Origin of the sequence: Hydrogenimonas urashimensis, from assembly GCF_016593255.1 — a bacterium.
GTDB lineage: Bacteria > Campylobacterota > Campylobacteria > Campylobacterales > Hydrogenimonadaceae > Hydrogenimonas > Hydrogenimonas urashimensis.
The window spans coordinates 1,842,565-1,866,967 of record NZ_AP023212.1 but is presented as its reverse complement, the minus strand read 5'-3'; the positions used below and the strand labels follow the sequence as shown (position 1 = coordinate 1,866,967).

The 24,403-nt window shown below is 52.4% G+C and carries 26 protein-coding genes, 1 other RNA gene and 1 pseudogene; 14 read left to right on the top strand and 14 right to left on the bottom strand.

What is annotated here, in order from left to right:
* Positions 1-272 precede the first annotated feature (272 nt).
* From JMG82_RS09615 to JMG82_RS09605, 3 genes are all read left to right on the top strand, one after another.
* The gene (locus JMG82_RS09615) at positions 273-1,544 is read left to right on the top strand and encodes a hypothetical protein (RefSeq protein WP_201352531.1); all 1,272 of its coding nucleotides are present in this window, start codon (positions 273-275) and stop codon (positions 1,542-1,544) included.
* 180 nt (positions 1,545-1,724) lie between these two features.
* Positions 1,725-2,606, top strand: a complete 882-nt coding sequence (locus JMG82_RS09610; protein WP_201352530.1) for an aspartate carbamoyltransferase catalytic subunit — start codon at positions 1,725-1,727, stop codon at positions 2,604-2,606.
* Positions 2,599-3,588, top strand: a complete 990-nt coding sequence (locus JMG82_RS09605; RefSeq protein WP_201352529.1) for an aminodeoxychorismate synthase component I — start codon at positions 2,599-2,601, stop codon at positions 3,586-3,588. Before JMG82_RS09610 ends, JMG82_RS09605 begins: the two co-directional genes overlap by 8 nt.
* Here the strand turns inward: JMG82_RS09605 and JMG82_RS11890 are convergent.
* From JMG82_RS11890 to JMG82_RS09580, 6 genes and pseudogenes are all read right to left on the bottom strand, one after another.
* Entirely contained in the window at positions 3,582-3,890 is a 309-nt protein-coding gene (locus JMG82_RS11890; RefSeq protein WP_430408184.1) for a CZB domain-containing protein, read from the bottom strand. The genes JMG82_RS09605 and JMG82_RS11890 overlap by 7 nt on opposite strands.
* A gap of 96 nt (positions 3,891-3,986) precedes the next feature.
* Positions 3,987-4,346, bottom strand: a pseudogene (locus JMG82_RS11885) (methyl-accepting chemotaxis protein); the annotation flags it as partial.
* 414 nt (positions 4,347-4,760) lie between these two features.
* Positions 4,761-5,381, bottom strand: coding sequence for a uracil phosphoribosyltransferase (upp, locus tag JMG82_RS09595; protein WP_201352527.1), 621 nt, complete (start codon positions 5,379-5,381; stop codon positions 4,761-4,763).
* 309 nt (positions 5,382-5,690) lie between these two features.
* Positions 5,691-6,062: a transfer-messenger RNA gene (ssrA, locus tag JMG82_RS09590) on the bottom strand.
* Between the two features lie 32 nt (positions 6,063-6,094).
* On the bottom strand, positions 6,095-6,835 hold the full coding sequence (trpA, locus tag JMG82_RS09585; protein ID WP_201352526.1) for a tryptophan synthase subunit alpha: 741 nt from the start codon (positions 6,833-6,835) through the stop codon (positions 6,095-6,097).
* Between the two features lies 1 nt (position 6,836).
* A complete protein-coding gene (locus tag JMG82_RS09580; RefSeq protein WP_201352525.1) occupies positions 6,837-7,235 on the bottom strand; it encodes an Hpt domain-containing protein in 399 nt (132 codons plus the stop codon).
* An 81-nt stretch (positions 7,236-7,316) separates the two neighbouring features.
* Here JMG82_RS09580 and panB point away from each other — a divergent pair, with 81 nt between their 5' ends.
* The 4 genes from panB to JMG82_RS09560 all read left to right on the top strand — a co-directional run bounded on the left by panB (position 7,317) and on the right by JMG82_RS09560 (position 10,938).
* Complete coding sequence (panB, locus tag JMG82_RS09575) at positions 7,317-8,114, top strand: 3-methyl-2-oxobutanoate hydroxymethyltransferase (RefSeq protein WP_201352524.1); 798 nt, start codon at positions 7,317-7,319, stop codon at positions 8,112-8,114.
* Positions 8,115-8,289: 175 nt separating this feature from the next.
* The gene (gene ruvB / locus JMG82_RS09570) at positions 8,290-9,297 is read left to right on the top strand and encodes a Holliday junction branch migration DNA helicase RuvB (RefSeq protein ID WP_201352523.1); all 1,008 of its coding nucleotides are present in this window, start codon (positions 8,290-8,292) and stop codon (positions 9,295-9,297) included.
* Between the two features lie 16 nt (positions 9,298-9,313).
* A complete protein-coding gene (locus JMG82_RS09565) occupies positions 9,314-10,399 on the top strand; it encodes an AI-2E family transporter (RefSeq protein ID WP_201352522.1) in 1,086 nt (361 codons plus the stop codon).
* A complete protein-coding gene (locus JMG82_RS09560) occupies positions 10,396-10,938 on the top strand; it encodes a TlpA family protein disulfide reductase (protein WP_201352521.1) in 543 nt (180 codons plus the stop codon). Before JMG82_RS09565 ends, JMG82_RS09560 begins: the two co-directional genes overlap by 4 nt.
* On the opposite strand, the gene lgt is transcribed toward JMG82_RS09560, so the two are convergent.
* From lgt to hemB, 8 genes are all read right to left on the bottom strand, one after another.
* Entirely contained in the window at positions 10,910-11,743 is an 834-nt protein-coding gene (lgt, locus tag JMG82_RS09555) for a prolipoprotein diacylglyceryl transferase (RefSeq protein ID WP_201352520.1), read from the bottom strand. The two genes, JMG82_RS09560 and lgt, sit on opposite strands and share 29 nt — an antisense overlap.
* Positions 11,744-11,746: 3 nt before the next feature.
* Positions 11,747-12,175, bottom strand: coding sequence for an META domain-containing protein (locus JMG82_RS09550; RefSeq protein ID WP_201352519.1), 429 nt, complete (start codon positions 12,173-12,175; stop codon positions 11,747-11,749).
* A 3-nt stretch (positions 12,176-12,178) separates the two neighbouring features.
* Positions 12,179-13,450 carry a (Fe-S)-binding protein gene (locus JMG82_RS09545; protein ID WP_201352518.1) on the bottom strand — a complete coding sequence of 424 codons (1,272 nt, stop codon included), beginning with the start codon at positions 13,448-13,450 and terminating at the stop codon, positions 12,179-12,181.
* Between the two features lie 69 nt (positions 13,451-13,519).
* Positions 13,520-14,893: an oxygen-independent coproporphyrinogen III oxidase gene (hemN, locus tag JMG82_RS09540; protein ID WP_201352517.1), complete on the bottom strand. Its 1,374-nt coding sequence runs from the start codon at positions 14,891-14,893 to the stop codon at positions 13,520-13,522.
* Between the two features lie 319 nt (positions 14,894-15,212).
* Entirely contained in the window at positions 15,213-16,424 is a 1,212-nt protein-coding gene (locus JMG82_RS09535) for a multiheme c-type cytochrome (protein WP_201352516.1), read from the bottom strand.
* A 412-nt stretch (positions 16,425-16,836) separates the two neighbouring features.
* Positions 16,837-17,331 carry a DUF2603 domain-containing protein gene (locus tag JMG82_RS09530; protein ID WP_201352515.1) on the bottom strand — a complete coding sequence of 165 codons (495 nt, stop codon included), beginning with the start codon at positions 17,329-17,331 and terminating at the stop codon, positions 16,837-16,839.
* Positions 17,332-17,342: 11 nt separating this feature from the next.
* Positions 17,343-18,272 (bottom strand): ornithine carbamoyltransferase, encoded by a 930-nt coding sequence (argF, locus tag JMG82_RS09525; RefSeq protein WP_201352514.1) that lies wholly within the window; start codon positions 18,270-18,272, stop codon positions 17,343-17,345.
* Positions 18,273-18,308: 36 nt separating this feature from the next.
* Positions 18,309-19,277, bottom strand: coding sequence for a porphobilinogen synthase (gene hemB, locus JMG82_RS09520; RefSeq protein ID WP_201352513.1), 969 nt, complete (start codon positions 19,275-19,277; stop codon positions 18,309-18,311).
* A 105-nt stretch (positions 19,278-19,382) separates the two neighbouring features.
* On the opposite strand from hemB, the gene ribA reads away from it, so the two are divergent.
* The 7 genes from ribA to JMG82_RS09485 all read left to right on the top strand — a co-directional run bounded on the left by ribA (position 19,383) and on the right by JMG82_RS09485 (position 24,292).
* The gene (gene ribA, locus JMG82_RS09515) at positions 19,383-19,961 is read left to right on the top strand and encodes a GTP cyclohydrolase II (RefSeq protein WP_201352512.1); all 579 of its coding nucleotides are present in this window, start codon (positions 19,383-19,385) and stop codon (positions 19,959-19,961) included.
* Positions 19,958-20,551, top strand: coding sequence for a 16S rRNA (guanine(527)-N(7))-methyltransferase RsmG (gene rsmG / locus JMG82_RS09510; protein WP_201352511.1), 594 nt, complete (start codon positions 19,958-19,960; stop codon positions 20,549-20,551). The genes ribA and rsmG overlap by 4 nt, the downstream gene beginning before the upstream one ends.
* The gene (locus JMG82_RS09505; protein ID WP_201352510.1) at positions 20,545-20,778 is read left to right on the top strand and encodes a PP0621 family protein; all 234 of its coding nucleotides are present in this window, start codon (positions 20,545-20,547) and stop codon (positions 20,776-20,778) included. Before rsmG ends, JMG82_RS09505 begins: the two co-directional genes overlap by 7 nt.
* Complete coding sequence (locus JMG82_RS09500) at positions 20,779-21,171, top strand: hypothetical protein (RefSeq protein WP_201352509.1); 393 nt, start codon at positions 20,779-20,781, stop codon at positions 21,169-21,171.
* A gap of 78 nt (positions 21,172-21,249) precedes the next feature.
* Complete coding sequence (htpX, locus tag JMG82_RS09495; protein WP_201352508.1) at positions 21,250-22,107, top strand: zinc metalloprotease HtpX; 858 nt, start codon at positions 21,250-21,252, stop codon at positions 22,105-22,107.
* The gene (locus JMG82_RS09490) at positions 22,107-23,012 is read left to right on the top strand and encodes an anthranilate phosphoribosyltransferase (RefSeq protein WP_201352507.1); all 906 of its coding nucleotides are present in this window, start codon (positions 22,107-22,109) and stop codon (positions 23,010-23,012) included. The genes htpX and JMG82_RS09490 overlap by 1 nt, the downstream gene beginning before the upstream one ends.
* A gap of 65 nt (positions 23,013-23,077) precedes the next feature.
* On the top strand, positions 23,078-24,292 hold the full coding sequence (locus JMG82_RS09485; protein ID WP_201352506.1) for an MFS transporter: 1,215 nt from the start codon (positions 23,078-23,080) through the stop codon (positions 24,290-24,292).
* The last annotated feature ends 111 nt before the right edge of the window (positions 24,293-24,403 follow it).

Sequence of the window (24,403 nt, the reverse complement as noted above, 5' to 3'; positions counted from 1 at the left end):
TTTCACCTCTGTTTTTCAGTGTATTCTAACAAAACCGCGTAGTTGACAAATACTTTAACGCCATTATCAAATGCTTTTTTTAAGAAAAAATCTGATACTATAACGGCAGATTAAAAAAGTCATCACTTATTCTTGATTTATGTCAAGGAAAAAGCTTTTTTGATCGGCGTATAATTGATGGTTTCGTAAAGATTCCGGTCATATCTGTATAATCTCTTAAATATATAGATATGACCGGAACGGTTAAACCAAATTCTTCAAAGGGAGTAAGAATGAAGACAATCAAGATGAGCCTCGTCGCAGCCATGGCAGCGACAGTAGCGACCACAGGTGCAAGCGCAAGCATGCTCGAGGAAATTATCAGCAATCCGCAGCTCGACATCGAGATTCGCCCTCGATACGAGTTTGTCGATGTCGATCAGAACAACCTGGATAAGGCAAATGCACTGACAGTGCGTACCGCTATCGGCGTTAAAATGGGTCTGTTCGGTGTCGACGGCCTGAATGCACAACTTCAGGGCATGGATGTTTCCCACTTCGGTTTGATCCATGATTATGCTCCTGAAAGAAGTGGTTATGAAAAGGTCGCAGACCCCAGCCAAAGCCGTATGACTCAGGCCAACATCAGCTATACCTATGAAGGATTCACCGGTATCGTTGGTCGAAAAATGGTCGTTCTGGACAACGCCCGTTTCATCGGTAACGTCGGCTGGAGACAAATGCCGCAAACCTATGACCTGGTAGCAGCAATCTACAACTGGGAAGGCCTGAATCTTTTGGGTGCCTATGTAACGCGTGTTAACAAGGTTGTAGATGCTCATCTCGACACAAACAGTGTGCTCCTGCATGCCAACTACAAATTCATGCCGGAATTGGATGTCACCGTTTACGATTATATGATCTCCAACTTCGCGGACCATATCGGTATCCGCGCAACAGGTAAATTCGATCTTGATGCGGTAAAACTGAATTATGAAGCAGAATACGCTTATCAGAAAGATCCGACAATGGACGACGACAACGAGCCTCTCTACAACCCGGATGTTACAGATGACAACGATGCCAGCTACTATCGCATCGGTCTGTATGGCAATATGAGTGGCTTTAGCGCTGGAATCGCGTACGAATTGCTCGGTGCAGCGGATGGCGGTCCGGGAAATTACAAAGGTCTTTCGTTCAATACGCCGTTGGCTACCCTCCACAAATTCAACGGATGGGCTGACAAATTCCTCGGTACTCCGCAGGAAGGTCTCGAAGATCTGATCTTCAAACTCGGTTACAATTTTGGTGAGTATGGTAAAATTACCGGCTTCTATCACATCTTCAGCGGCGATGATGATATCAAAAGCGGTACACGATCCGATGATGATCTGGGTAGCGAATTCGATGTTGCGTACAACTACAAAATCACCAAAGACCTTGGTCTGCTTCTTAAAGGAGCGTGGTATCAGGAAGGCGGCGTTCCTGCACGAGAAGTTTACGGTTTGACTGACACTACCAAATACTGGGTCCAGCTCGACTACAAATTCCACTCTGAAATGTAATTTCAGACGCTTCCAAACCGCCTTCGGGCGGTTTGCTCTTTTTGAATCAACCCTCCCACCTTTGAGTTTTTAATTTCAACTTTTCTTCCTTCCTGCTATAATTCATACATACAAAAGCCAACGAAACGGCCCATTTCAGTTCAAGATTTTAACTTTTGTTTATGGTTGAAAAGGATTTTCATGCGGCATCTCATCACTACCGACGACTTTGGCATCGAAGAGATCGAACAGCTGTACAAAGATGCCGAAGATTTTCTGAAAGCGCCGCCGCCCAAGCTTCTGCAAAACCGTCTTATTATCACGCTCTTTTTCGAAAATTCCACCCGTACCCGCAGCAGTTTCGAGATCGCCGCGAAACGGCTGGGAGCCGATGTGGTCCACCTGGATGTGGCAAAAAGCTCCACGAAAAAGGGCGAAACCCTCTACGACACCGCCGCCAATCTCAACGCGATGGGTCCCGATGCCATCATCGTCCGGCACGCCCAAAGCGGCACACCCTACCAGATATCCCGCCATGTCGACTGCGCCATCTTCAATGCCGGTGACGGCGCCCACGCCCATCCGAGCCAGGCCCTGCTGGACCTCTTTACCATTCGCCAGCACTTTGGCGGCGACATCGAAGGCAAGCGTATCGCCATCGTCGGCGATATCAAAAACTCCCGGGTCGCCAACTCCAACATACGGCTTCTGCGTCGCTTCGGTCTTAAAATAACACTCGTGGCACCACCCCATTTCCTCCCAAAAACCGATCTTCCGACGACAATAAAGCTTGACGACATTCTTGACGATGTCGACATTATCATGAGCCTGAGAACCCAGACGGAGCGCCACGCTCACCCTATCTACGGCAGCCTCAAGGATTACGCCAGCGACTACTGCATTACCAAAGAGCGCATAGGCGACCGAAAGATTCTCCTGCTTCATCCGGGGCCCGTACACCGCAACATCGACATCGACGATGCCATGCTGGCCGATCCGCGCTGCAAAGTGCTCGAACAGGTCAAAAACGGTGTCGTTGTCCGTATGGCGGCGCTCAAGAAACTTATTCTTGCCAATGACTGACGGCTTCGCCGAAATTTCCCGCCTCGCCGCAGAGGGCACGCCGTTTCTTTTCATCGTCTCGTATGACAAGAGCGAGATTATCGTCAAACGACTTGACGAGCTAAACGGCATACGCTTTTCGATAAAAGGAATGACGGGAATCGGAAATCTAAAAAAAAGAAGCGGGAAGAAAAAAAACGCCCCACTCCCTGCTTCACGCGTCACACTCAAGAAAAAACCCGTGCCTTTTGCGACATACAAAAAGGCATTCGACCGTGTCATCGAAGAGATCGAAAGAGGTAACACCTACCTGCTCAACCTCTCTTTTTCCACACCTATCGACATCTCCTTCAATCTCGAAGAGGTTTTCGATACCGTCTTTGCCCCGTACAAACTGCTGGTACCCGGAAAGTTCGTCTGTTTTACACCCGAACCCTTCATCCGCATCGAGGAGGACACCATCTCGACCTACCCGATGAAAGGAACGATCGACGCCTCCGTTTACGATGCGAAAGCCAAAATACTTGCCGACAAAAAGGAGATGGCGGAGCATATCATGGTCGTTGATCTCCTTCGCAACGATTTGGGAATCGTGGGATCGAAAGTACGGGTCAAGCGGTTTCGTTACATCGAGAAGATCGTAACGGCCGACAAAACACTGCTGCAGGTGAGTTCGCACATCGAAGCGAAACTGCAAAGAGATTGGCCCGAAAGGCTGGGAGAGATTTTAAAAAAGATGCTGCCGGCCGGTTCCATTTCCGGTACGCCCAAAAAAAAGACCTGTGAAATCATCGAAAGAATCGAAACCCACAAAAGAGGATTCTTCACCGGGATTTTCGGAGTTTTCGACGGGAAAAACGTCGACAGCGCCGTCATGATACGTTTTATCGAAAAAAGAGCCGATGGATTTGTTTACAAAAGCGGTGGAGGCATCACGATCGACAGTGACGCCGCCGCAGAATACCGGGAGATGATTGATAAAATCTATCTGCCTCTTTATTGACGATGGGAGACAAAACTCTCGTAAAGCTCTTCAAAGCCCTTTTCACTGGCCTCTTCGACCTCTTTCATCCGCTCGATCGCTTCACGGTAAGCCTTCTCGTCGAGCCATTTTCGCACAGCCTCTTTGACTCCCTGGTGCACCTCGACATGGTAATGTGCCACATCGTTGAGCGTCTTCTGATCATCGTCGATTTTATGTTGATTGGTTTTGAACCATTTGCCGAAACGACAGCCATGCTCATCGATCAATTCGGGCCGTTCCCCGCGAATGAACGCTTTGTAGGCCAGCAGTTTGAATAGAATATGGTCCAGTTTTCCGACACCAACCCCGATCTCATTGGTGATGTTTTCGGTAATGGCCCGAATGCGGGCAGAATTGCTGATGACATATTCGAGCTCTTCGAAAAAAGCAGCCAGTTTTTGCTGAATCGATTCACCGCTGCGTCTGAAACGGTCCGCCACATCCATAATCTCCGAAGCGTTCTGCTTGAGCTGACCGATATTGATCTCCACTTCCTGGGTCGCTTTTTGGGTGCGTTCGGCCAGTTTTCGCACCTCGTCGGCCACGACGGCGAATCCCCTGCCGTGTTCTCCGGCCCGGGCCGCTTCGATGGCGGCATTGAGGGCCAGCAGATTGGTCTGATCGCTTATATCCTTGATCAGCCCGATAATTTCACTGATCGAATCCACGCTTTCTGTCAATGTATTGGCACCGGTTTCGAGATTGTTCGTTTCCTCTCCAATCTCATCGACCGTCATGTTCACGGCATCCCGCTCTTTTTCAACGTTTTCGATGCGATTGGCCGTCCTGGTGTTTAAATCGTCCGCCTCATCCAGCATTTCGCTGTTGTTCTCCATGATGGTCCGCGTAAAGGCGACCCCACTCTCGTAGGAGTTTATCAGCATGTCGATCACTTCATCTTTGATTCGCGAAGTTTCGACATCCTCTCTGTCATTTCTTTCCCGACGCATCGACTCCAGTGCTTTTTTCGCTTCAGACAGCTCCTCGTTCAGACGTCTGTTCTCGGATTCGAGTTTCTCGATTTTCTCTTTCTCTTCCCCACTCTTTTTTAGCCATCCCATCCGGAACACTCCTTGTTTTGATTACTGATGTCACCCTCCATCTCATTCGAACAGGATCAGTTATGGATAAATCGGTTTGTTTCTATTTTTTTAAATGGTGTTGTAGGCACGGTCTCCCGCATCTCCGAGTCCCGGAACGATATAGGCGTCTTTGTTGAGTGTTGGATCGATTTGGGCGATATGTAGATCGACATCGGGAAAAGCCTTTTCTATCCGTTCGACCCCTTCCCGAGCACCGATCGCATTCAAAGAGATGATCTGTTTCGGTTGGCGCTCTTTCAACAGTGCCAACGCATCGTGCAGCGACCCACCCGTGGCCACCATCGGATCAACGACAATGACAGTTTTTCCCGAAATATCGGGAATCCGATCGTAATAGAGTCGGCTTTCATGGGTCTGCTCGTCTCTTTTCATGGCAAGAAAGCCCCCTTCGGCTTCGCCAAGCACTTCCAGCACGCCATCTTGCATCGGTAGGGCGGCGCGAAGAATACAGACACAGGTGATGCGGCTTTCGTCGACGAAAGATCCCACGAAATTCCCCTGCCACGTCGGTATTTTCCTCTCCATGAGCGGCAGAACGCCACAACATTCCGCCAACAGCTGCTTTGCAAGCTCTTTGAGTATCCAGCGGAATCTGAAAGCGTCACAATGGGCATCCCGAAGCTGATTGACCATATGTTTCACAAGGGGCGACGTGCTCTCTTTTACCATTCGGACTCTCCTGTTTCAAAATCTGCGACTTCCCGATCCAGCTTCTGTCCAACCAAACGAAAGCGCCGGACTACCGACTGAATTGTCACGGCATCGGCAGAAAAAGCTGCCTGTAGAGACGATTGTACCCAAACCGGAAGAGAAAGGTCAAAAAAGCCTGCACGCTCGAACTTCTCGGCAGATTCGAAAAAAGTTATCGATCGGCATCGGAGGGGCAAAAAGAGAGAATTGGCGCCATTTCGCTCTCTTGTATTGAATGGCTTAAGTGGCTTTGTGTTGGAATTTTATGGATTGGATTGTGGAAGTTATTGGTGGAGTTGAGGGGAATCGAACCCCTGTCCAGAAACAAGCAACTCCTGGCGTCTACATGCTTAGACGACATTGCTTCGTTTGACACAGCTTCGCGCAATGTCCAAAGCTACGCTGTGCGAGCCTCGAAGATTCGTCGGCAGGCGAGGCACCCTGCCGATATAGCCATAAAAGTGTGATACTCTCAAAAACCGCCTATATGGCGTCGGCGGAGAGAGCAGCCCCGATAAGGGTTAACTTACGCAGCGTATGCGTAAGCGGGGCGGTAATTTGTGTTGTTTGCGTTTATTGCATTGTGAACAGTGGTAACGGGATGTTCAACCCGACATGCAGCCAGGAATCGCCTGCTCCTGTCGAAGCCAAGTCAACCCCTTCTAGAAAGCAAACAACATTTAATGCACTTTTTACTCGTTGATCATCTCTTTGATCGTACGTGCGAGTGTAGATATCTTATCAATCTTTTGGGTGTTTGTCAAGTTTTCTTTAAGCAGAATTCTCACGAAGGCGCTGCCGACGATCACGCCGTCCACCCCTTTAGCCTTCTCTTTCGCCGTCTTTTCGTTGACGCCGAACCCGATATAAAGCGGCGTATCGGTATGCTCCCGCACGGCGGCGATGACAGGCTCGAGCGATTCGCTCTTTTCGGCACCGGTGATCCCCGCGTAGGCGACCATGTAGATGAACTTTCGGGCATCTTTTACAATTTTGGCGATCCGTTCACGGGAATCGGTCGGCGCGACGAATTCGATCAGCGCCACATCTTTTTCGTCGAACTGCGGCCGATAGGCTGCGCCCTCCTCGTGGGGCAGGTCGGGTATGATGAAGCCGCTCACCCCGTACCGCTTCGCTTTCTCGAGAAAGAAGTCGATTCCCCTGTGGTAGAAAGGATTGAAATAGCCCATCCACAGCGTGTCGATCTCCGGGGCGATCTTTTCGCTCACCTCCAGCAGATGCTCCATCCTGAAACCGTTGCGCAGGGCGAAAAGATTCGCCGCTTCGATAACCGGTCCGTCAGCCACGGGATCGGAAAAGGGAATGCCGAGTTCAAGCGAGTCGACACCGGATTCTTTAAGCGAAAGCGCCAAATCAACCGTAAAGTCTTTGTCCGGATATCCGGTCGTGATATAAGCCACCAGTTTTTTCAATTCAGTCTCTCTTTGGTACATTCAAAATTTCGGGATCGATATCGCCCAGCGTCCCGTCTTCGAGAAGCTCGCTAGACCACAGTCGCATCTGATCGCTCACCAGCAAAAGCCAGTCGACCACTCTCTCGTCGATCTCTTCTTCGTTCGCCCGCATCCTCTCCATCATCTCTTCCGCCAGCTCCGCCAGCAAATGGATTCTTTCGATCTTCAAAAAAGATGCCGCCGATTTGATATTGTGAAAAATACGAAAAAGCTCGTTGATTTTGTCGATGCGTCCGGTTTCGTGTTCAAGAGCGATAATGGCCGGCTCCATGCTCTCCGTCATGATATCGAAATGGTCGGCGAACTCGTCGACGATATCGTATTCAAACTGCTGTTCCAGCTCCGTACGGATGCCCATGAAAGCCCCTTGTCTGTCCGCAATTATACCATTTTTACCAATTTTTGGATAGAATCACTACCAATTGTAAAGGGGGAAGCCATGCAGAAAAAGGAGACGATCACATCGCTTCAGCAGGCCAGAGGCCAAAGAAAACTGGTGATGATTACCGCATACGATGCTCTTTTCGCATCCCTTTTCGAAGAGTCGGCCGACATGATTCTCGTAGGCGACAGCCTCAATATGAGTTTTCTCGGTGAACCCGACACTCTCTCCGCAACCCTCGATCAGATGATCTACCATACCCGCGCCGTCTGCAGCGGCGCACCGAAAAGTTTCGTCATCTGCGACATGCCCTTCGGCTCCACCAACACCCTCGACGAAGCGTTGCGAAACAGCGTCAAAGTGTTCCAGCAGACCCGCGCCGACGCCGTCAAGATCGAAGGAGGCATCGAGCGGGCGGAACTGGTAAGACATCTGTGCGACAATGCCATCGCCGTGATGGGGCATGTGGGCCTGCTTCCCCAGTCGGTTCGGTCCGAAGGAGGTTACAAGGTCCAGGGACGGGATGAGGCGAGCTTTGCCCAAGTGATCGAAGATGCCAAAGCGATCGAAGCGGCGGGTGCGTTCGCCCTGGTGGTCGAAGGCGTCACTTCCGATCTGGGTGCCGCCGTGACCGAAGCGGTCGACATTCCGGTGATCGGTATCGGTGCCGGGAACGCCACCGACGGACAGGTTCTCGTCTGGTCCGACATGCTCGGATTTTTCGAAGCTTTCAAACCCCGATTTGTCAAGCGCTACCTCAACGGCGCCGAATTGGTCAAAGAGGCTGCCGCCCAATACGCCAAAGAGGTACGGGACGGATTGTTTCCGAACGATGAGCACACCTATGGAAAGTGAAAAGTTAATAGTGAAAAGTGAAAAGCGCGGGAAAGGTCGCTACGCTCCTTTTTATTTGGGAATGACAGCGTTCGCAAAGCGAACGAAATTCAATCAAATCGCGATGCGAAGCACCGCCCCGACACCATTCACCATTCCCTATTCACTATTCACCATATTGCCGGAGACACAATAGATGGAACGGATGGTCGAAATCGAAAAATTCGATTACGAAAACAGTTACGAAGCCTCCCTGCGACCGTCGCAGTGGGACGAGTATATCGGACAGGAGAAGATCAAAAAGAACCTGCAGGTTTTCATTGCAGCGAGCAAAAAAAGGAACGAGGCGCTCGACCATGTCCTATTCTTCGGACCTCCGGGTCTTGGCAAAACGACACTCGCCTACCTCATCGCCTCGGAGATGGGAAGCCAGATCAAAGTAACAGCGGCGCCGATGATCGAAAAAAGCGGCGATCTGGCGGCGATCCTGACCAATCTCGAAGAGGGAGATATTCTCTTTATCGACGAGATTCACCGCATGAGTCCCGCCATCGAGGAGATTCTGTATCCCGCGATGGAGGATTACCGGCTCGATATCATTATCGGCAGCGGTCCGGCTGCCCAGACGATCAAGCTCGACCTTCCCCGTTTCACCCTCATCGGCGCCACGACACGCGCCGGCATGATCTCCAATCCCCTGCGGGAACGCTTCGGCATGCATTTTAGAATGCAGTTTTACGAAAGCAGGGAACTGGCCAAAATCATTCAACAGGCCGCTGTCAAACTCGAAAAGCCGTGCGACGCCGATGCGGCACTCGAAATCGCCAGACGAAGCCGCGGCACGCCGCGAATCGCCCTTCGGCTGCTTCGCAGGGTACGGGATTTTGCCGAAGTCGAAAACGAAGCGACCATCGCTCTGACACGCACAAAATACGCCCTCGACCAGCTCGGTGTCAACGAAGAGGGATTTGACGAACTCGATCTCAAACTTCTGAGACTCCTGATCGAAGCTCGCGGAAAACCTTTGGGTCTTGGCACCATCGGGGCCGCACTCAGTGAGGATGAAGGGACGATCGAGGATGTGATCGAACCCTATCTTCTGGCCAACGGCTACATCGAACGCACGGCCAGGGGGCGCATCGCCACTCCCAAAACCTTCGAACATTTCAAACTCTCTCCCAATGCCCAGGGAGGACTCTTTTGAGAACGGTGAAAACCGCATGAAGCCCCAATATTTCATAACCCTTCTGCTTCTCGTTTCGGGCTATTTTCTCTACCGGGTCTTCATGCCTTTCATGCAGGATATCGCCATCGCCATTTTGCTGATGTTCGCCACACTGGGTATCGCCAGACACATCGGCCGACGGGTCGAGAAACGGTGGGTCATCAGCACCGTCATGTCGCTGCTGCTGGGTATCATGTTTTTCGCTCCTCTGGTCTACATGATCAACGCCATCGCGGTCATGGTCACCCATATCGATCCCATCGCCATTCACGAACTGGTCGTCAAAACCGCCAACTATCTCCAGTCGATATCGCTTCCTCCCGAACTGCTCGAACGCTTCAACATCGATACCGCATCGATCCACAAAGTCCTCGCCAACGTCTTCAGTGAAGAGAGTATCCGCAAATACCTCAAACACGCCATCTCTTTTCTTGGCACCATGGCGGCCCAGAGTGCCGTCTTTTTCAAGGATATGGTTCTGATCCTCATCTTCTACTTTTTCGCCTACTACTACGGAGAAAAGGTGGGGCCTTTCATCAAACGGATTCTTCCGCTCGACACGGCGCAGACGCAGCTTCTTTTCAATGAACTCTCCAACTCCATGGGGGTGGTCTTCTTCTCGATCCTGGCCACGGCGATTCTGGAGGGAACGCTTTTTGCCATCGTCGTCCTCTTTTTCGGTCTTGATGCCATCTTGCTGGGAATTCTCTACGGATTCGCTTCCCTCGTCCCCGTCATTGGCGGAGCGTTGATGTGGGTCCCCACATCGATCTATCTCTGGGTCACTCAGGGCGCCACGCCGGCACTCGTGGTCGTCATCTATTCGATTGTGGTCATCTCGATTATCGCGGATACTTTCGTCAAACCGGTCATTATCAAGGAGATCGACCAAAAAATGCTCAAAGAGAACAACACACGCAACGAAATGCTGGTCTTTTTCTCGATTATCGCGGGCTTGACGACTTACGGCTTCTGGGGTATGATTATCGGTCCGGCGATCACGACGGTCTTCATCGCCATATTGAAACTCTATGTCCAGTTCCAGACAGGATCCCAAACCCCTTTAAAGGAATTCAAATGAAAAAACTCTTCACCCTTCTTCTTGCCTTCGGCATATTGTCGCTTCTGCCTCTTTCGGCGGCCGAAAACCGGAAAAACGAGGTCACTCTCACTTTCGAGCTCAAGGAGAAAGGCGCACCGACGATCCATATCACGGAGGCGCCCAACGGCATCGTCATCGACGAATACAAAGGAAAGATCGTCCTGCTCAACTTTTTCGGCAAACACTGCAAATGGTGTATGAAAGAGATTCCCCACCTCGTCAGCCTCCAGAAAAAACATCCGAAAATCTTTCAGGTCATAGCAATTCACGCCCAGCAGCCCATGACACCCGGCGAACGGCATATGCTTGAGAAAAAATTCGGTTTCAACTATCCGATCTACGAATATTCGAACAATCCCGATTTTGTCCAGTATATCGCTCACAGGGCCCAGTGGGAGGGAGGTCTGCCCTTCTCCATCGTGTTCGATCAGAACGGCAGTGCGGTCAAGATCATTCCGGGGTACGCACCCGAGGAGGATCTGGAAAAGATCATCGAGGTTTTGGCGAAACCGGAGTAGCCCTTTTTCCAAGCAGGATGTAGATGACGAGGCCCACTGCGACCATTACCAGTGAAAGAATCTGCCCCATCGTCATCCATCCGCAGCACACAAAACCGATCTGAATATCAGGCTGCCGCCAGAACTCGACGATAAAACGCGCAGCACCATAGAGAATGGCATAAAGCGCGATAAGCTCCCCCTCGAACCGCTCTTTTTTTCGGTAGAAGAAGAGTATCAGTGCGATCACCACCCCTTCCAGAAAGGCTTCGTAGAGCTGCGAAGGGTGCCTGAGCGTCTGATGCACATAGATACCCCACGGCACTTCTGTCACACGTCCAACCAGTTCCTGGTTGAGAAAATTCCCGATACGCCCGAAAACGTATCCGACCGGTACGCTGAGTGCCACAAGATCCATCCACATCCAAAAAGAGGTTTTGGTTTTTCTCACGAAAATCCACGTCGCCAGAATGAAACCAACAACGGCGCCATGGTAGCTCATCCCCATGATGCCCGTGAAGGTACCTCCCTGGAACGGGTTGAAAATCTGCCACGGATGGGTCAGATAGTAGCCGGTATGGGGATCGTAGAAAAGAATGTACCCCAGCCTCGCCCCAAGTATCACACCGATCTCCACATAGATGAAAAAACTATCCAGCATCTTTTCATTGACCGGATACCGGTCGTGCCTGACATACCATTTGGCGGCGTAGAGGGCCGTGACGAGTGCCAGAACATACATAATGCCGTACCAGTGGACCTTGAAAGGTCCCAACGTGAAGGCGATCGGATCGAAATGCTCGTAAATATGCTGCCAGAATCTCATCGGCTACTCGGCACGTTCGAATACAAGCCGATGCTCGTCATCGAAGATCTGCAAACGCTTTTTCTCATCGAAATTCCACCATTTCTTTCCTTTGAAGAGCGAAAACAGGCGTTGCTCGACCTTTCCCGCCTCCCCCATGCAGTATCGTCTCGTCGAACCGACCGGCCCGAACGTGATCGTCGTGGCAGTCAGTTCCGCCTTCGCGAAATAGTGGTTGCATCCGCTGTAACCGGAAATCTTCCCATCATCGTCGAAATGGATCGTCGCGGGATGTTTCAGATCTATTCTGTCGTTGTCGATCATCCGCAGGTTCCATGTCGTACCGTAAAGTTTTTCGCTGCAGGGCTGATGTGTGTTCGCCATGCCGTTGACGGCGCACCCTTCGAGAAAAAAGAGTGCGGTCGCCAACAGGCTCCAGAAAATGTTTCCCATTCTCTATCCCTCCAGTGCATCGGCGATCAGTTCGATCGGATTTTTGAAGACGGCTTTGCTGTCGGCCTGAAAGAGCGCATTGCTCAGTTGCATGCGGCAGGCACTGCATTCGGCGGCGACGACATCGGCGCCCGTGGCATCGATCATCGCCGCCTTGGGCTTGCCCGCCGCTTCGGCGAGATGAAACTTCTCTGTCTGTATCGTTACGCCGCCGAAACCGCAGCAGCGGTTGGGGTCGCTCATTTCGGCAAAGCGGTAGTTGGCCTTTATCAGACTGCGGGGCTCTTTGTAGATTCCCTGAACTTTTCGGGCGTGGCAAGGGTCATGGTAGGTAACGAGCATCTCTTTGTGGCACCCTTTTTCCTCCAGGAGTGCCGGAAGATCGGTGTGATTGGCGAGCCACTCGGTCGCCATAAATATCTTTTCGTTGAGCCTCTCGGCCCTTTGGGCCCACTCCTCCATACCGCGGTTGCGAAAAAATACGGCCCAGTCGTGTTTGATCATCGCCGAGCAGGTCGCTTCGGGTACGAGGATGGCATCCACCTCGTCGATGAAACTTTCGAAATATTCGATATTCTTCTTGCTCAGGACTTCGACGGTATCGAAATCGCCCGTAAAGTAGGCGGGCGCGGCGCAGCATTTCTGCTCCTTGGCGAAAAAGATGTCGATCTCCAGCGTTTTGAGAATCTTCACGAGAGAGTGGCCGATGCCGGTATAATTGTAATTGGCCAGGCAGCCGATAAAGATGGCCACGCGCCCTTTGCCGCCGTGATCGAGTTTCTCTTTGTAGGAGTTGAGGACACTCCTGCTCGCCATGCTGGGCAGCAGACGCTCTTTTTTGATGATGGGCAGGTTGAATCGGGGCGTCAGGCCGCCGTACTTTTCGTTGCTCTGCACGGCACAGGTCTTGAAAACGTACCCCAGCTTGCTGGCGATATCCATGATCGTGCGGTGACGCAGCAGAAAGAAGAAAAGCCGTTTGTACCAGGCGATGCCGTATGTATCGGCAATCTCTTTGCGCACCTCCTCGATCACCATATCGGTGGGCAGGTCGTTGGGACAGACATCGACGCAGTTGGTGCAGAGAAAACAGCTTTCGAAAATATCCTTGGCCGTCCTGTCGAGCTCGAGTTCGCCCCGCTCATGGGCGCCGAGAAGATCGATGAAGCCTCGCGGGCTCGTCACCTCATCCGCATTGACATTGTGAATGGTGCAGACCGGGATGCATTTGCCGCACTTGATACAAGCGTCGCTGACTGACGTGTAATTGAACATTCTTCCCCTTTTTCGCAGGGTGAACAGCGAAAGAGATTTCGTCCACCCTTTTGTGTTGACCGGTGACTCTCAAACTGTCTTGCTGAAGGTTTTCTTGCTCGATGCATGCTTTTGCATATAGGCGTCAAAAGGCATGGCGATATTGCGGATGAGCAGCGTACCCGTCTGCGACACGGCAATCTCTTTGTCGTCTATCTTCACGAGTCCCTCTTCAACCATCGGTTCGAGCTGCTTCAGCGCGTCGGCGAAATAGTTTTTGAAGTCGATACCAAACCGCTTTTCGATCTTTCCGATATCGAGCTTGAAATTGCTCATCAGATCCATGATCACCGCTTTGCGGATGCGGTCGTCAAGGGTCAGTTCCACGCCGCGCCAGAAGGGCAGTTTCCCCGCGTCGATCGCCGCTTCGTATTCGGGAAGTTCTTTGAAGTTCTGCGCATAGTAGTCTTCGCCTTCGCCGATACTGGTGAGTCCGATGCCAAGCAGATCGACACCGCCTTTTGTGGTATAGCCCTGAAAGTTGCGGTGCAGTTCGCCCTTTTCGATCGCCCTGAAAAGTTCGTCGTCGGGTTTGGCGAAGTGGTCCATTCCGATCATCCTGTAGCCGTGATTCGTGAAGAAATCGATCGTATACTGCAAAATAGCCAGTTTGACATCAGGAGATGGGATCGTCGTCTCATCGAGTTTACGCATCGTCTTTTTGAGCCACGGCACATGGGCGTAGTTGAAGACGGCCAGACGGTCAGGATCGAGAGAATAGGCGAGTTCGAGCGTCTTTTTGAAACTCTCGAGCGTCTGAAAGGGAAGCCCGTAGATCAGATCGATGTTGATGCTCTCGATGCCATATTTTCGCGCCAGATCGACCGCCGCCTTCGTAATGTCGTAGGGCTGGATGCGGTGCACCGCCTGCTGAACCACCGGTTCGAAATCCTGTACCCCGAAGCTGATACGGTTGAAGCCGTGTTTTTTGAGAACCTTCATCTGCTCTTCGTTGAAAAAACGGGGGTCGATCTCGCAGCTTATTTCGGCATCTTCGACGAAATTGGGAAAATGCTTTTTGACCGTCTCCATGATGCGATCGAGCTGTTCGGCACTGAAAAAGGTGGGGGTTCCGCCTCCGAAATGAAACTGAATCACATCGCTGGAAGTCTCCATCGTCTCCGACAAAATCCGCAGCTCCCGGGTCAGGTAGTCGATGTAGCGCTCTTTCTTCTCCTCTTTGGAGGTAAAGACGACGTTGCAACCGCAGAAGTAGCAGGCGCTCCGGCAAAAGGGAAGGTGGATATAGATAGAGAGCGGTTTTCTAAAATCCCGCGATCGGAGTTTGCCGACATACTTCTCATACGTGAATGCTTCGGAAAACTCCAGGGCCGTCGGATAGCTCGTATAACGGGGGCCAGGTTGGGAATATTTGACAAATTGCTTGAAATCGATTGTGTTCATGAAAGAGAGACTCCGAATTGGCGACACGCCGCACAAAATTGCCCCTATTTTCCCACAATTTCAATAAATAAGTGATAAAACCGGAATCGGAATTTTACATCTAAGAAAAAGCGTACGAAAGCAACAGTCGGGGCGAAGAAAATCTTTGCGGCAAACCCCACACTCACGCAAACCATTCACTCTGCCAAGACAAGATGACAAGCAGAGCCGTACTGCTCCCGAAACGGTTTGCCGGTTTTTCCGAAAGCTGAAACGAAGGGCATGAAATTCCTTCGCACAGAACTTTTCGGACCGGAGTTTCGGGCATCTTTTTTGGCGATCAAAACTTCACCCTCATCGAGGCGATATCGTATTTTTTTCGAAACAGAGGATCGGTAACCTCGAGTTTTTCCAGCCACTCGGGTGCCATCAGATAGTACTGGAGAAAAATTTCGGCACTTTTGGAATTTTCGGGTGCCCTGAAAACGATGTCCCGGGAAGAGAAGGGTTTGAGCCGGTTGTCCGAAAGGATGCGGGCAGCGAGGTGGGGGATCGTCTCCTTTCCTTTTTTATCGGCATATTTCGCCCCGATATCGTACATATCCTCTCCGATTTTTGTACCCGATTGGTCCCTGTAGACCAGATAAATGCGCAAAAGCCGTCCTCCAAAACCCGTGGGAAGTTTGTGGGGAATCAGATTTTTCAACCGTACCGTTATTTTGCGTCCCACTCTCCTGTAATCGATGTCGATGGCTTCCGAGACGATATCGCTGTTTCTCACTCCGGCAAAAAGATGGCGGCGAAGCGTCCGCACCTTTCGTGATGTCGACCGCTGCAGATCCACCTGAACGGCCCGTTTTTTCACCGAAGGCCCCATATGGCACTCCACGCACCGGGTTTTGTCGCCGCTGCTTTCATACTCTTTGCCAGTGGATCCGATTTCGACCCCGTAGGCACTGCGCTCATTGTAATGGCAGACGAAGCAGAGCCTGTTCGATTCCTCCTTGAAAATGGAGGAGTAGGCGGTTTTGTGATAGGGGGAGCGGGCATCGGGGAATGGACCCACCATCGTGTCATTGGCTCCCCAGACCACGGTGTCCTTGCCCCGTTTTCCCGCATTTACGGAGTCGTGGACGGTCTGGATGTTGTGACATACGATACAGTTGACACCGTCTTTGATAAAAGAGGATCCCATCTTTTTTCTGATGATCCCCTCATCGAATCCGAATCCCGCCATGTCGATATTTTTCTGATTCACCGCATCAAGAACCCGGGGGTTGTGGCATTGGGCACATCGTACTTCCATCCACGATTCGGGTTGATGCTTCTTTTTGGCGGTATATCCAAGTAGTTTGGCGTAAAGTTCGTTTTTGGAAAAGTGCGATTTTGCATGCAAAGAGCTCTGCCACTCCTGTGTAATCGTTTTGTGGCACGGTTTACATTTGGTACTGTCGGAATATCTTGCCTCAATATCGGCATGGATCGACGATATTGACGAGAGCAGCGACAAAACGATCAACGGTTTCACCGCAAATACGATCCTGCGTTTCATTGTCTCTCCGTCTGTTTCGTTCTTCAAAAAAGTATATTTCTTCCTGAATTTGCGAAATCTGTTTCTGTTTTCCAGATTGTTAGAAAAATCGGCAAAATTTCGGAGAACATAAACTTTTTTGGCATCTTTTTTGAAAAAAACGGAGAGATAGTCGCGCCGCTTCACAGTTTCAAGCGAATACCGTTTTGCGGCGGTTTGTTTCAGGTTTGGAAATTGTTGAAAAAAATCGGAAGGGCCCGTGTCATGGTAAATCCATTCCGATGCTTGCATATGCGAATCGTTTTCGATCAAAGAAGCTTTTTTTCGTCCGCCCAACACTCTGCGGAATGCACCATCCCCTTCGCAAGCTCGATCGGAGGGTACGCAATCACGCGATTTCGCCGATTCCGCACCTCTGCACGAAAACGAAAACCTACATCTCCTCACTGTCGAGCTGAAGATCTTTAAGCGAATAGAAGAGATTGGGATGTTGGCGTTTGATGCTTTTGACGAGATTTTCCAGATCGACACTCGCCGCCTTTTGCCCGCCCTCTTTGAGCCGCTGCTGCAGTTCGTGCATCGCGACCGTCCAGACATCGTGGAAATCGATCGGTAGCTCTTTGGCGATCGCCCTCTCAAGGCGGGCCTTGAACACCTCCTCGCCCATATGCTGTAGCGAATTCATGATGCCCATCATCGCTTCGGCGGTCGAGAGAATCAGCAATTTCCCGTCTTCGTCGATCACGAACCAGGGCTGTTCGTCGCCCCAGTCACCCCGTTTGAGTTCCAGAAGTTTGTGTTTCTCGTCTCCCGCGGGTTTGATCTCAAGCACCGGCCGCTCCGTCGGTTTCGGCATTCCAAGACGTTTGGCCACCAGATCGATCTCCTTGAGCTGCTGTTCCACCGGCAGATTCTTCAGACTCTTCATATCGACCTCCATCAAGCTTCGTTCCTTTTTCCGTCGAGCCAGACCATGACCCCTTTTTGCGCGTGAAGCCGATTCTCCGCTTCGTCGAATACGACGCTCTGCGGCCCTTCCAGCACCTCTTCGGTCACTTCGAGTCCCCGGTAGGCGGGAAGACAATGAAGAAATATGGCATCCGCTTTCGCCCGCTTCATCAAAGCGGCGTCGACGGTATAACCGGCAAAATCCTTGAGCCGCTTCTCCTTCTCTTCCTCATCCCCCATCGAAACCCAGGTATCGGTCGTGACGACATCGACACCTATCACGGCATCTTTGGGATCGTCGGTAAAAAGAATCGTTGCACCGCTCTTTTTGGCAAACTCCACGGCGTCTTCGACGATATCCGGATCGCACTCGTATCCCTTCGGCGTCGCGACACGCAGTTCGAATCCGAGTTTGGCCGCCAGCATCAGCCAGCTGTGGGCCATGTTGTTGCCGTCTCCGATATAGGCCACCACGGGGTTTTGGTCTTTGCCGTGTTCGATCATCGTCATATAATCGGCCATCAGCTGCACCGGGTGATAGTCGTCGGTCAGACCGTTGATCACCGGCACGTCGGAAAAACCGGCGAACTCTTCCAGCTTCTTCTGGCTGTAGGTGCGGATCATCACCATGTCGCACATGCGGCCGATGACACGCGCCGTGTCCTTCATCGGTTCTCCCCGTCCCAGCTGTATGTCGCGGGAGGAGAGGAAGAGCCCCATTCCCCCCAGCTGGTAGATGCCCGTTTCGAAACTGACGCGGGTTCGCGTGCTGCTCTTTTCGAAAATCATCGCCAGTGTCTGTTTCTCCAGATAGGGGGTGAAGCGTTTCGCTTTCGTTTCGGCTTTGATGCGAAGCCCCAGTTCGATAATCTCAAGTATCTCTTCTTTCGTATAGTCTTTCAGTGTCAAAAAGTGTCTCATAATCAATGTCCTGGTTTATAGAGTGTCCGCCTTCTTTTAATCCAGCAGTGCTGCCGCCTCTTTCGCATGATAGGTGATGATGATGTCCGCACCGGCGCGCTTGAATCCAAGAAGCGTCTCCATCATGACCCGTTCGTAGTCGATGACGCCCGCCTTGGCCGCCATCTTGAGCATGCTGTACTCGCCGCTGACATTGTAGACCGCCAGCGGCAGGTCGCTGGCTTCGCGGATGTCGCGGATAATGTCCATGTAGGCAAGTGCGGGTTTGACCATCAGAATGTCGGCCCCCTCCCGCTCATCCTCGAGACTCTCGAGGATCGCCTCCCTGCGGTTGGCCGGGTCCATCTGGTAGCTTCGCCTGTCGCCGAAACTCGGGGCGCTCTCCGCCACATCGCGGAAAGGCCCGTAGTAGGCGCTGGCGAACTTCGTTGAATAGCTCATGATCGGTGTATGGGTGAACCCGGCACTGTCGAGCCCTTCGCGGATGGCCGTGATCATCCCGTCCATCATGCCGCTTGGCGCGATCATGTCGGCCCCCGCCTTGGCGTGGATTATCGCCTGACGGGCAAGGTTTTGAAGCGTGACGTCATTATCGACCGTTTCGAGCTCGGGGTTGAGCACACCGCAGTGGCCGTGATCGGTATATTCACAAAAGCAGAGGTCTGTTATAAAAAGCATGTCCGGATGGGCCGATTTCAGCGCTCGCAGCGCGGTGGCGATGATCCCGTGCTCGCAGAGGGCATCGCTGCCCACCGAGTCCTTGATATCCGGTATTCCGAAAAGGATGACACTTCGGATGCCAAGGGACTTGAGCGTTTCGCACTCCGCGATCGCCGAATCGATGCTCATCTGGTAGACCCCCGGCATCGAAGCCACTTCGTTTCTGATTACCTCGCCGCTTCGAATGAAGAGAGGGTAGATAAAATCGTCCGGTGTCAGAACCGTCTCACGGACGAGATCACGGAGGACGGGATGGAGTCGTTTGCGTCGGAAACGTGCGAACATGACAGAACCTTTATATGGTATAATCGCGCTGATTCAACTCATCCTGCAGGGCGCGATGAGCTTATGAAAACGCCTATTTTACCAAAACATTAGGAAAAAGAACGAATGAACACTGAAATCTCCGAAGTCGCCAATCTCCCGACCCGTTTCGGAACGTTCAAAATCCAGGCATTCAAAGAGATTCTGGCAAACGGCTGCTTCAAAGAGCACCTCGCCATTTTTACCGATCCCCTTCCCAAGACACCGGTCGTGCGGGTTCATTCGGAGTGCCTTACCGGCGATGCGCTCGGGAGTCTCAAATGCGACTGCGGAGAACAGCTGGCATTCGCCCTTCATTTCATTCAGAGCCAGGGGGGCATGGTGATCTACCTGCGACAGGAGGGACGAAACATCGGACTGTTCAACAAGGTCAACGCCTACGCGCTGCAGGACAGGGGGTTGGACACCGTCGCCGCCAACCACCAGCTTGGCTTCAGCGCCGACGAACGCACCTACGAAATGGTCGAAACGATCCTGGGGCACTTTGCCATCAAAAAAATAAGACTTCTGACGAACAACCCCCGAAAGATCGAAAGCCTCGAAGGGATCGAAATCGTCGAACGTCTGCCGATCATCGTGGAGGCCAATCCCCACAATGAAGAGTATCTGCAGACGAAAAAAGAGAAAATGGGGCATATGCTGTGAGCCTGAAACACCGCATCGAAAGGGAAGGAATCGAACTCTCCTCCGAAACGATCGAACGGCTCGAAGCCTTTGCCAAACACCTGATGAAGTGGAACCGCATCCACAATCTCACGGGCGCCAGGACCCTCGAAGCGATCGAAGAGCAGATCTTCGATTCCCTCTACCCCATCCTTTTTCTCCCTTCCCCCGAAACGCTGCTGGATATCGGCACGGGTGCCGGTTTCCCCGGCATGGTCCTGGCCATCGTCATGCCCGATACAGCCTGCACCCTTTGTGAACCCCTCGCAAAACGCGCCTCTTTTCTGGGTTTCATCGCCAGGGAGCTGGGGCTGGAAAATGTCACGGTCGAGGCCAGGCGCATCGAGGATCTGCCCCCTTTTTTTTGCGATCTGATCACTTCCCGTGCCGTGACGGAGACCTCGACGCTGATTGCATGGTGCAGACCCTTCATCGGGGAAAAGACCCAACTGCTCTTCTACAAGGGCGAACATGTCTTCGGTGAAGTGACGGAGCTCGCCCGATGCGACTACGAACTGATCACCCGCGACAAACGCAACTACCTGTGGATAAAGGATGCCTACAAATGCTGAAAATCGTACTCACCCTCGCTGTCATCTCCGCCGTCTACTTCTTCCTGATCAAGAAACCGAAAGTGACACAGCATCGTCAAACCCGCGCCGCGGAAAAACGCAAACCCAAGCGCGACGAAGAGATCATGGTCGAGTGCGAAAAGTGCGGTACATTCGTCAGCAGCCACGAAGCGATCATTGTCGACGGAAAGTATTACTGTTCGAAAACATGCGCAGGAGTCAGATAGATGATCATTCTCGGCCATCCCGACATTCCCTATGAACCGCTCTACTATATCGAATCGATCGAAGAGATCGCCATGACACCGGCAAACGCCACACTCTGGCTCGGTCCCTACGCCGAAACGAAAGAAGTTGCGAAGCACTGCTTCGAAAACGAGATTCCCTATGCCGTGATGGCCGCATCGCTCACCGAGGCTCTTTTGGCCAACGCACTGCATGCAAAGTACATTCTGGCGGATGCTTCCCTCGCGCCGCAGATACAAAAAACCGCCGAAACCTATCTCTTCGATGCCAAAATCCTTCTGCCGGTATCGGAGGAGAAGGAGATGGAATCGGCGGCGAGGGATGGAATCGACGGTGTCATCTTTCAGGGGGCCATTGAGCTTCCGGCCTCTTGACATTGAATAATCTCATATAGTATTATTTAGCCCATACGACTCAATTATAACTTTATATTTAAAAAAGGATCGAAAGAGATGGAAGCGGTAAAAACGGTTGTACTTCTGACGCTGATGACCCTACTGATGGTCTGGATCGGCGGCATGTTCGGAGGAACCACCGGCATGCTCATCGCCCTGCTTTTCGCCGGCGCGATGAACTTCTACGCCTACTACTTCTCCGACAGGATGGTACTGGCCCACTACCATGCCGTCGAAGTGGACGAGCGGAGCGCCCCAGGCCTGATCGCCATCGTCCGCAGACTGACACAGAAGGCGGGATTGCCGATGCCGAAAGTCTACATCATTCCCGAAAGGGTTCCCAACGCCTTCGCGACAGGCCGCAATCCGAAACATGCGGCGGTCGCGGTGACCGAAGGTCTCTTGGACCTGCTCAATGAAGAGGAGATCGAAGCGGTACTGGCCCACGAACTGAGCCACGTGCGACACTACGACATCCTGATCGGCACGGTCGCCGCGACGATTGCCGGTGCCATCGCCACAATCGCCAACATCATGCAGTTTGGCGCATTTTTCGGTGGACGGGACGAAGAGAGCCCCAACCCGATTCTGATGCTGGTCATGTCGATCATTCTGCCGATCGCAGCGGGAATCATCCAGATGGCGGTGAGCCGCAGCCGGGAGTTCGAAGCCGACGCGGGCGCCGCCCGGCTCACGGGCCATCCCGAATGGCTGGCAAGCGCTCTAATCAAGCTTGAAAACTATAACAGGCAGGGCATGTTGCCCGAAGCGACACCCGAAACGGCCCATATGTTCATCGTCAACCCCTTCACGGGCAAGGATATCAGTTTCGCCAACCTCTTTAGAACCCACCCGACCACAGAACAACGGATTGAGCGCCTCGAAGAGATCCGCCGGGAAATGACGCGGCAGTAATGTCCGACGCGTTTATCCGATATATCAAATGCGTCGGAACGGGCGCCAAACACAACCGCGATCTGACATACGAAGAGATGCGCGACGCGATGGAGCAGATGCTCGACGGCCGTGCATCGCCCGAACAGTGCGCCGCCTTTCTGCTGGGATGGCGCCTCAAGCCCGAAACGGCCACAGAGTTTCGGGCCGCGCTGGATGTACTGGATGAAAATTGCGTAAGAAAACCCGTAGATAACGGCATCGAACTGGGTTACCCTTTCGACGGGAAGGCGGACAACCCCTATATTTTCACCCTCGCCGCACCGATGGTCGCGCCCTTCGGTATCCGGGTGATCGTCAACGGCGGCGCCCTGCAGCCCTCCAAAAAAGGGTTGACCGTTCGGGAGGTTTGCGAAAGTGTGCCACTGCCCGAAAACATCAGATATTTCGACCAAAAAAACTACTGCAAACCCCTGGCCGATCTCTCGCCCATTCGCCAAAAGCTGGGGCTTCGGACCGGTCTTAACACTCTGGAGCGGCTGCCCGATGCCGGCGGCTGCGATACGGCACTGATCGGCGTTTTTCACAAACCCTACGTCAAAAAGTACCGGGAGGTGTTCGCTCACCGCTACAGACGGCTTGTCATCGCCAAAGGGAATGAGGGGACACCCGAAATTTTCGGCAAATGCCGCGTCTGGGTCTGCGAAGGAGATAGATGCGAAGAGCGAATCGTCGACCCGAAGCGTTTCGGCATCGACTACACAAAATCCTTCGATCCGATAACAAAAAGCGAAAGCCTCTCGCACCTCGCTTCTCCCTCGGATACACTGATGGATATCGCGAAACTCAATGCGGGACTCTGGCTGTTTTGCAAAGGAGTGGCCCAAACAATCGAAGAGGGATGGGAGATGCTCAATGATCGTTAGCTCCCGTTCCCTTGGCGCCTTTGACATTCGTTTCTTCCCCACATTGCCCATCTCAGCGAGCCGCCATGGATAAATTTTCCAACCATATCAAAAACATTCTCCACGGCTTCTTTCTCTCCGTCGGCACCACCATCGCCGAACCCGCCACCATTCTGCCGCTGATGATCAACTATTTCGGGGGCTCCTCCGTACTGATCGGCTTCTTCAGCGGTCTGCTGCGCGGGGGAGCGGTGCTCATGCAGCTTTTCGCCGCCTACAAAGCCCAGCACTACGCCCGCATGCTTCCCTACCTGCGGCGTGTCTTCGCTTTCCGTTTCCTTTCGTGGTTCATGATCGGCGTAGCGATCCTTCTTTTCGGAAAGAGCCATCCGACCCTGACGCTTTGGTGCATCGGCATCGGACTCTTTCTCTTCTCCTTCAGCGCCGGTTTCGGCGCGATCTATTTCAGAGAGATCGTCGCCAAGATCTTTTCCCACCGGTTCCGCGGCAAGACGATGGCGTGGCGGCAGTTCTTCTCGGGCCTGGGAGCCCTTATCAGCGGCGCCGTGGCGGCGTGGGTTCTGGAGCGGTTCGAAGCCCCCTACGATTTCGGCTACCTCTTCATTCTCAGCGCCCTTTTGATGGGGATAGGTCTCCTCGCTTTCGCCACCGTCGACGAACCGGTCAAAACCCGTTTCGAGACGAAAATAGAGTCGTTCACGGGCTTTCTGCGCCATGCGTTTTCGCTTGTGAAAGTGGATAGGCAGCTTCAGGTGCAGATAGTGACCTTTCTGCTCGCCTACGGGTACCTCATCGCCATGCCTTTTGTCATTCTCGACGCCAAGGAGACCATTCATCTGGGTGGCAAAGAGGTGGGTATTCTCATCACCGTCCAGATGGTCGGCGCCATGATCAGCAACGTGCTGTGGGGCAGACTGGGAAGTCTCGGACGCTACCGCTTCATCGCGACGTTCAGCATCTTTCTCAAACTTGTTGCCGTGGGACTGGCTTTTTTCGCCGATACGCTCATCGCATACGGGATTATTTTCTTCCTCTTCGGCGCCGCCGGAGACGGTAGCCGTATCGCCAGTTCCAACCTTATCCTCATTCTCGCTCCCGAAGCGAAACGACCCCTCTATGTGGCGGTGCAGATGAATATCGTCTCCCTCGGGATGTTTTTCTCGATTCTCGGCGGATTTTTGCTCCATTTCGGCGGCTACACCCTCCTCTACGGCGTCACCGCACTTACGCTTCTAATCGCTTTCACGACCTCTTTCAGGTTGAAAGACCAGACCGATTGACAAAAAACTCCGAATGCCGAGAGGATGAACGGCATTCTTGATTTGCGCGGTGTCGGTGTTTGATGTCGATCAAAGAAAGATGAAAGCGTAATCGGATAGAATTCATCCAAA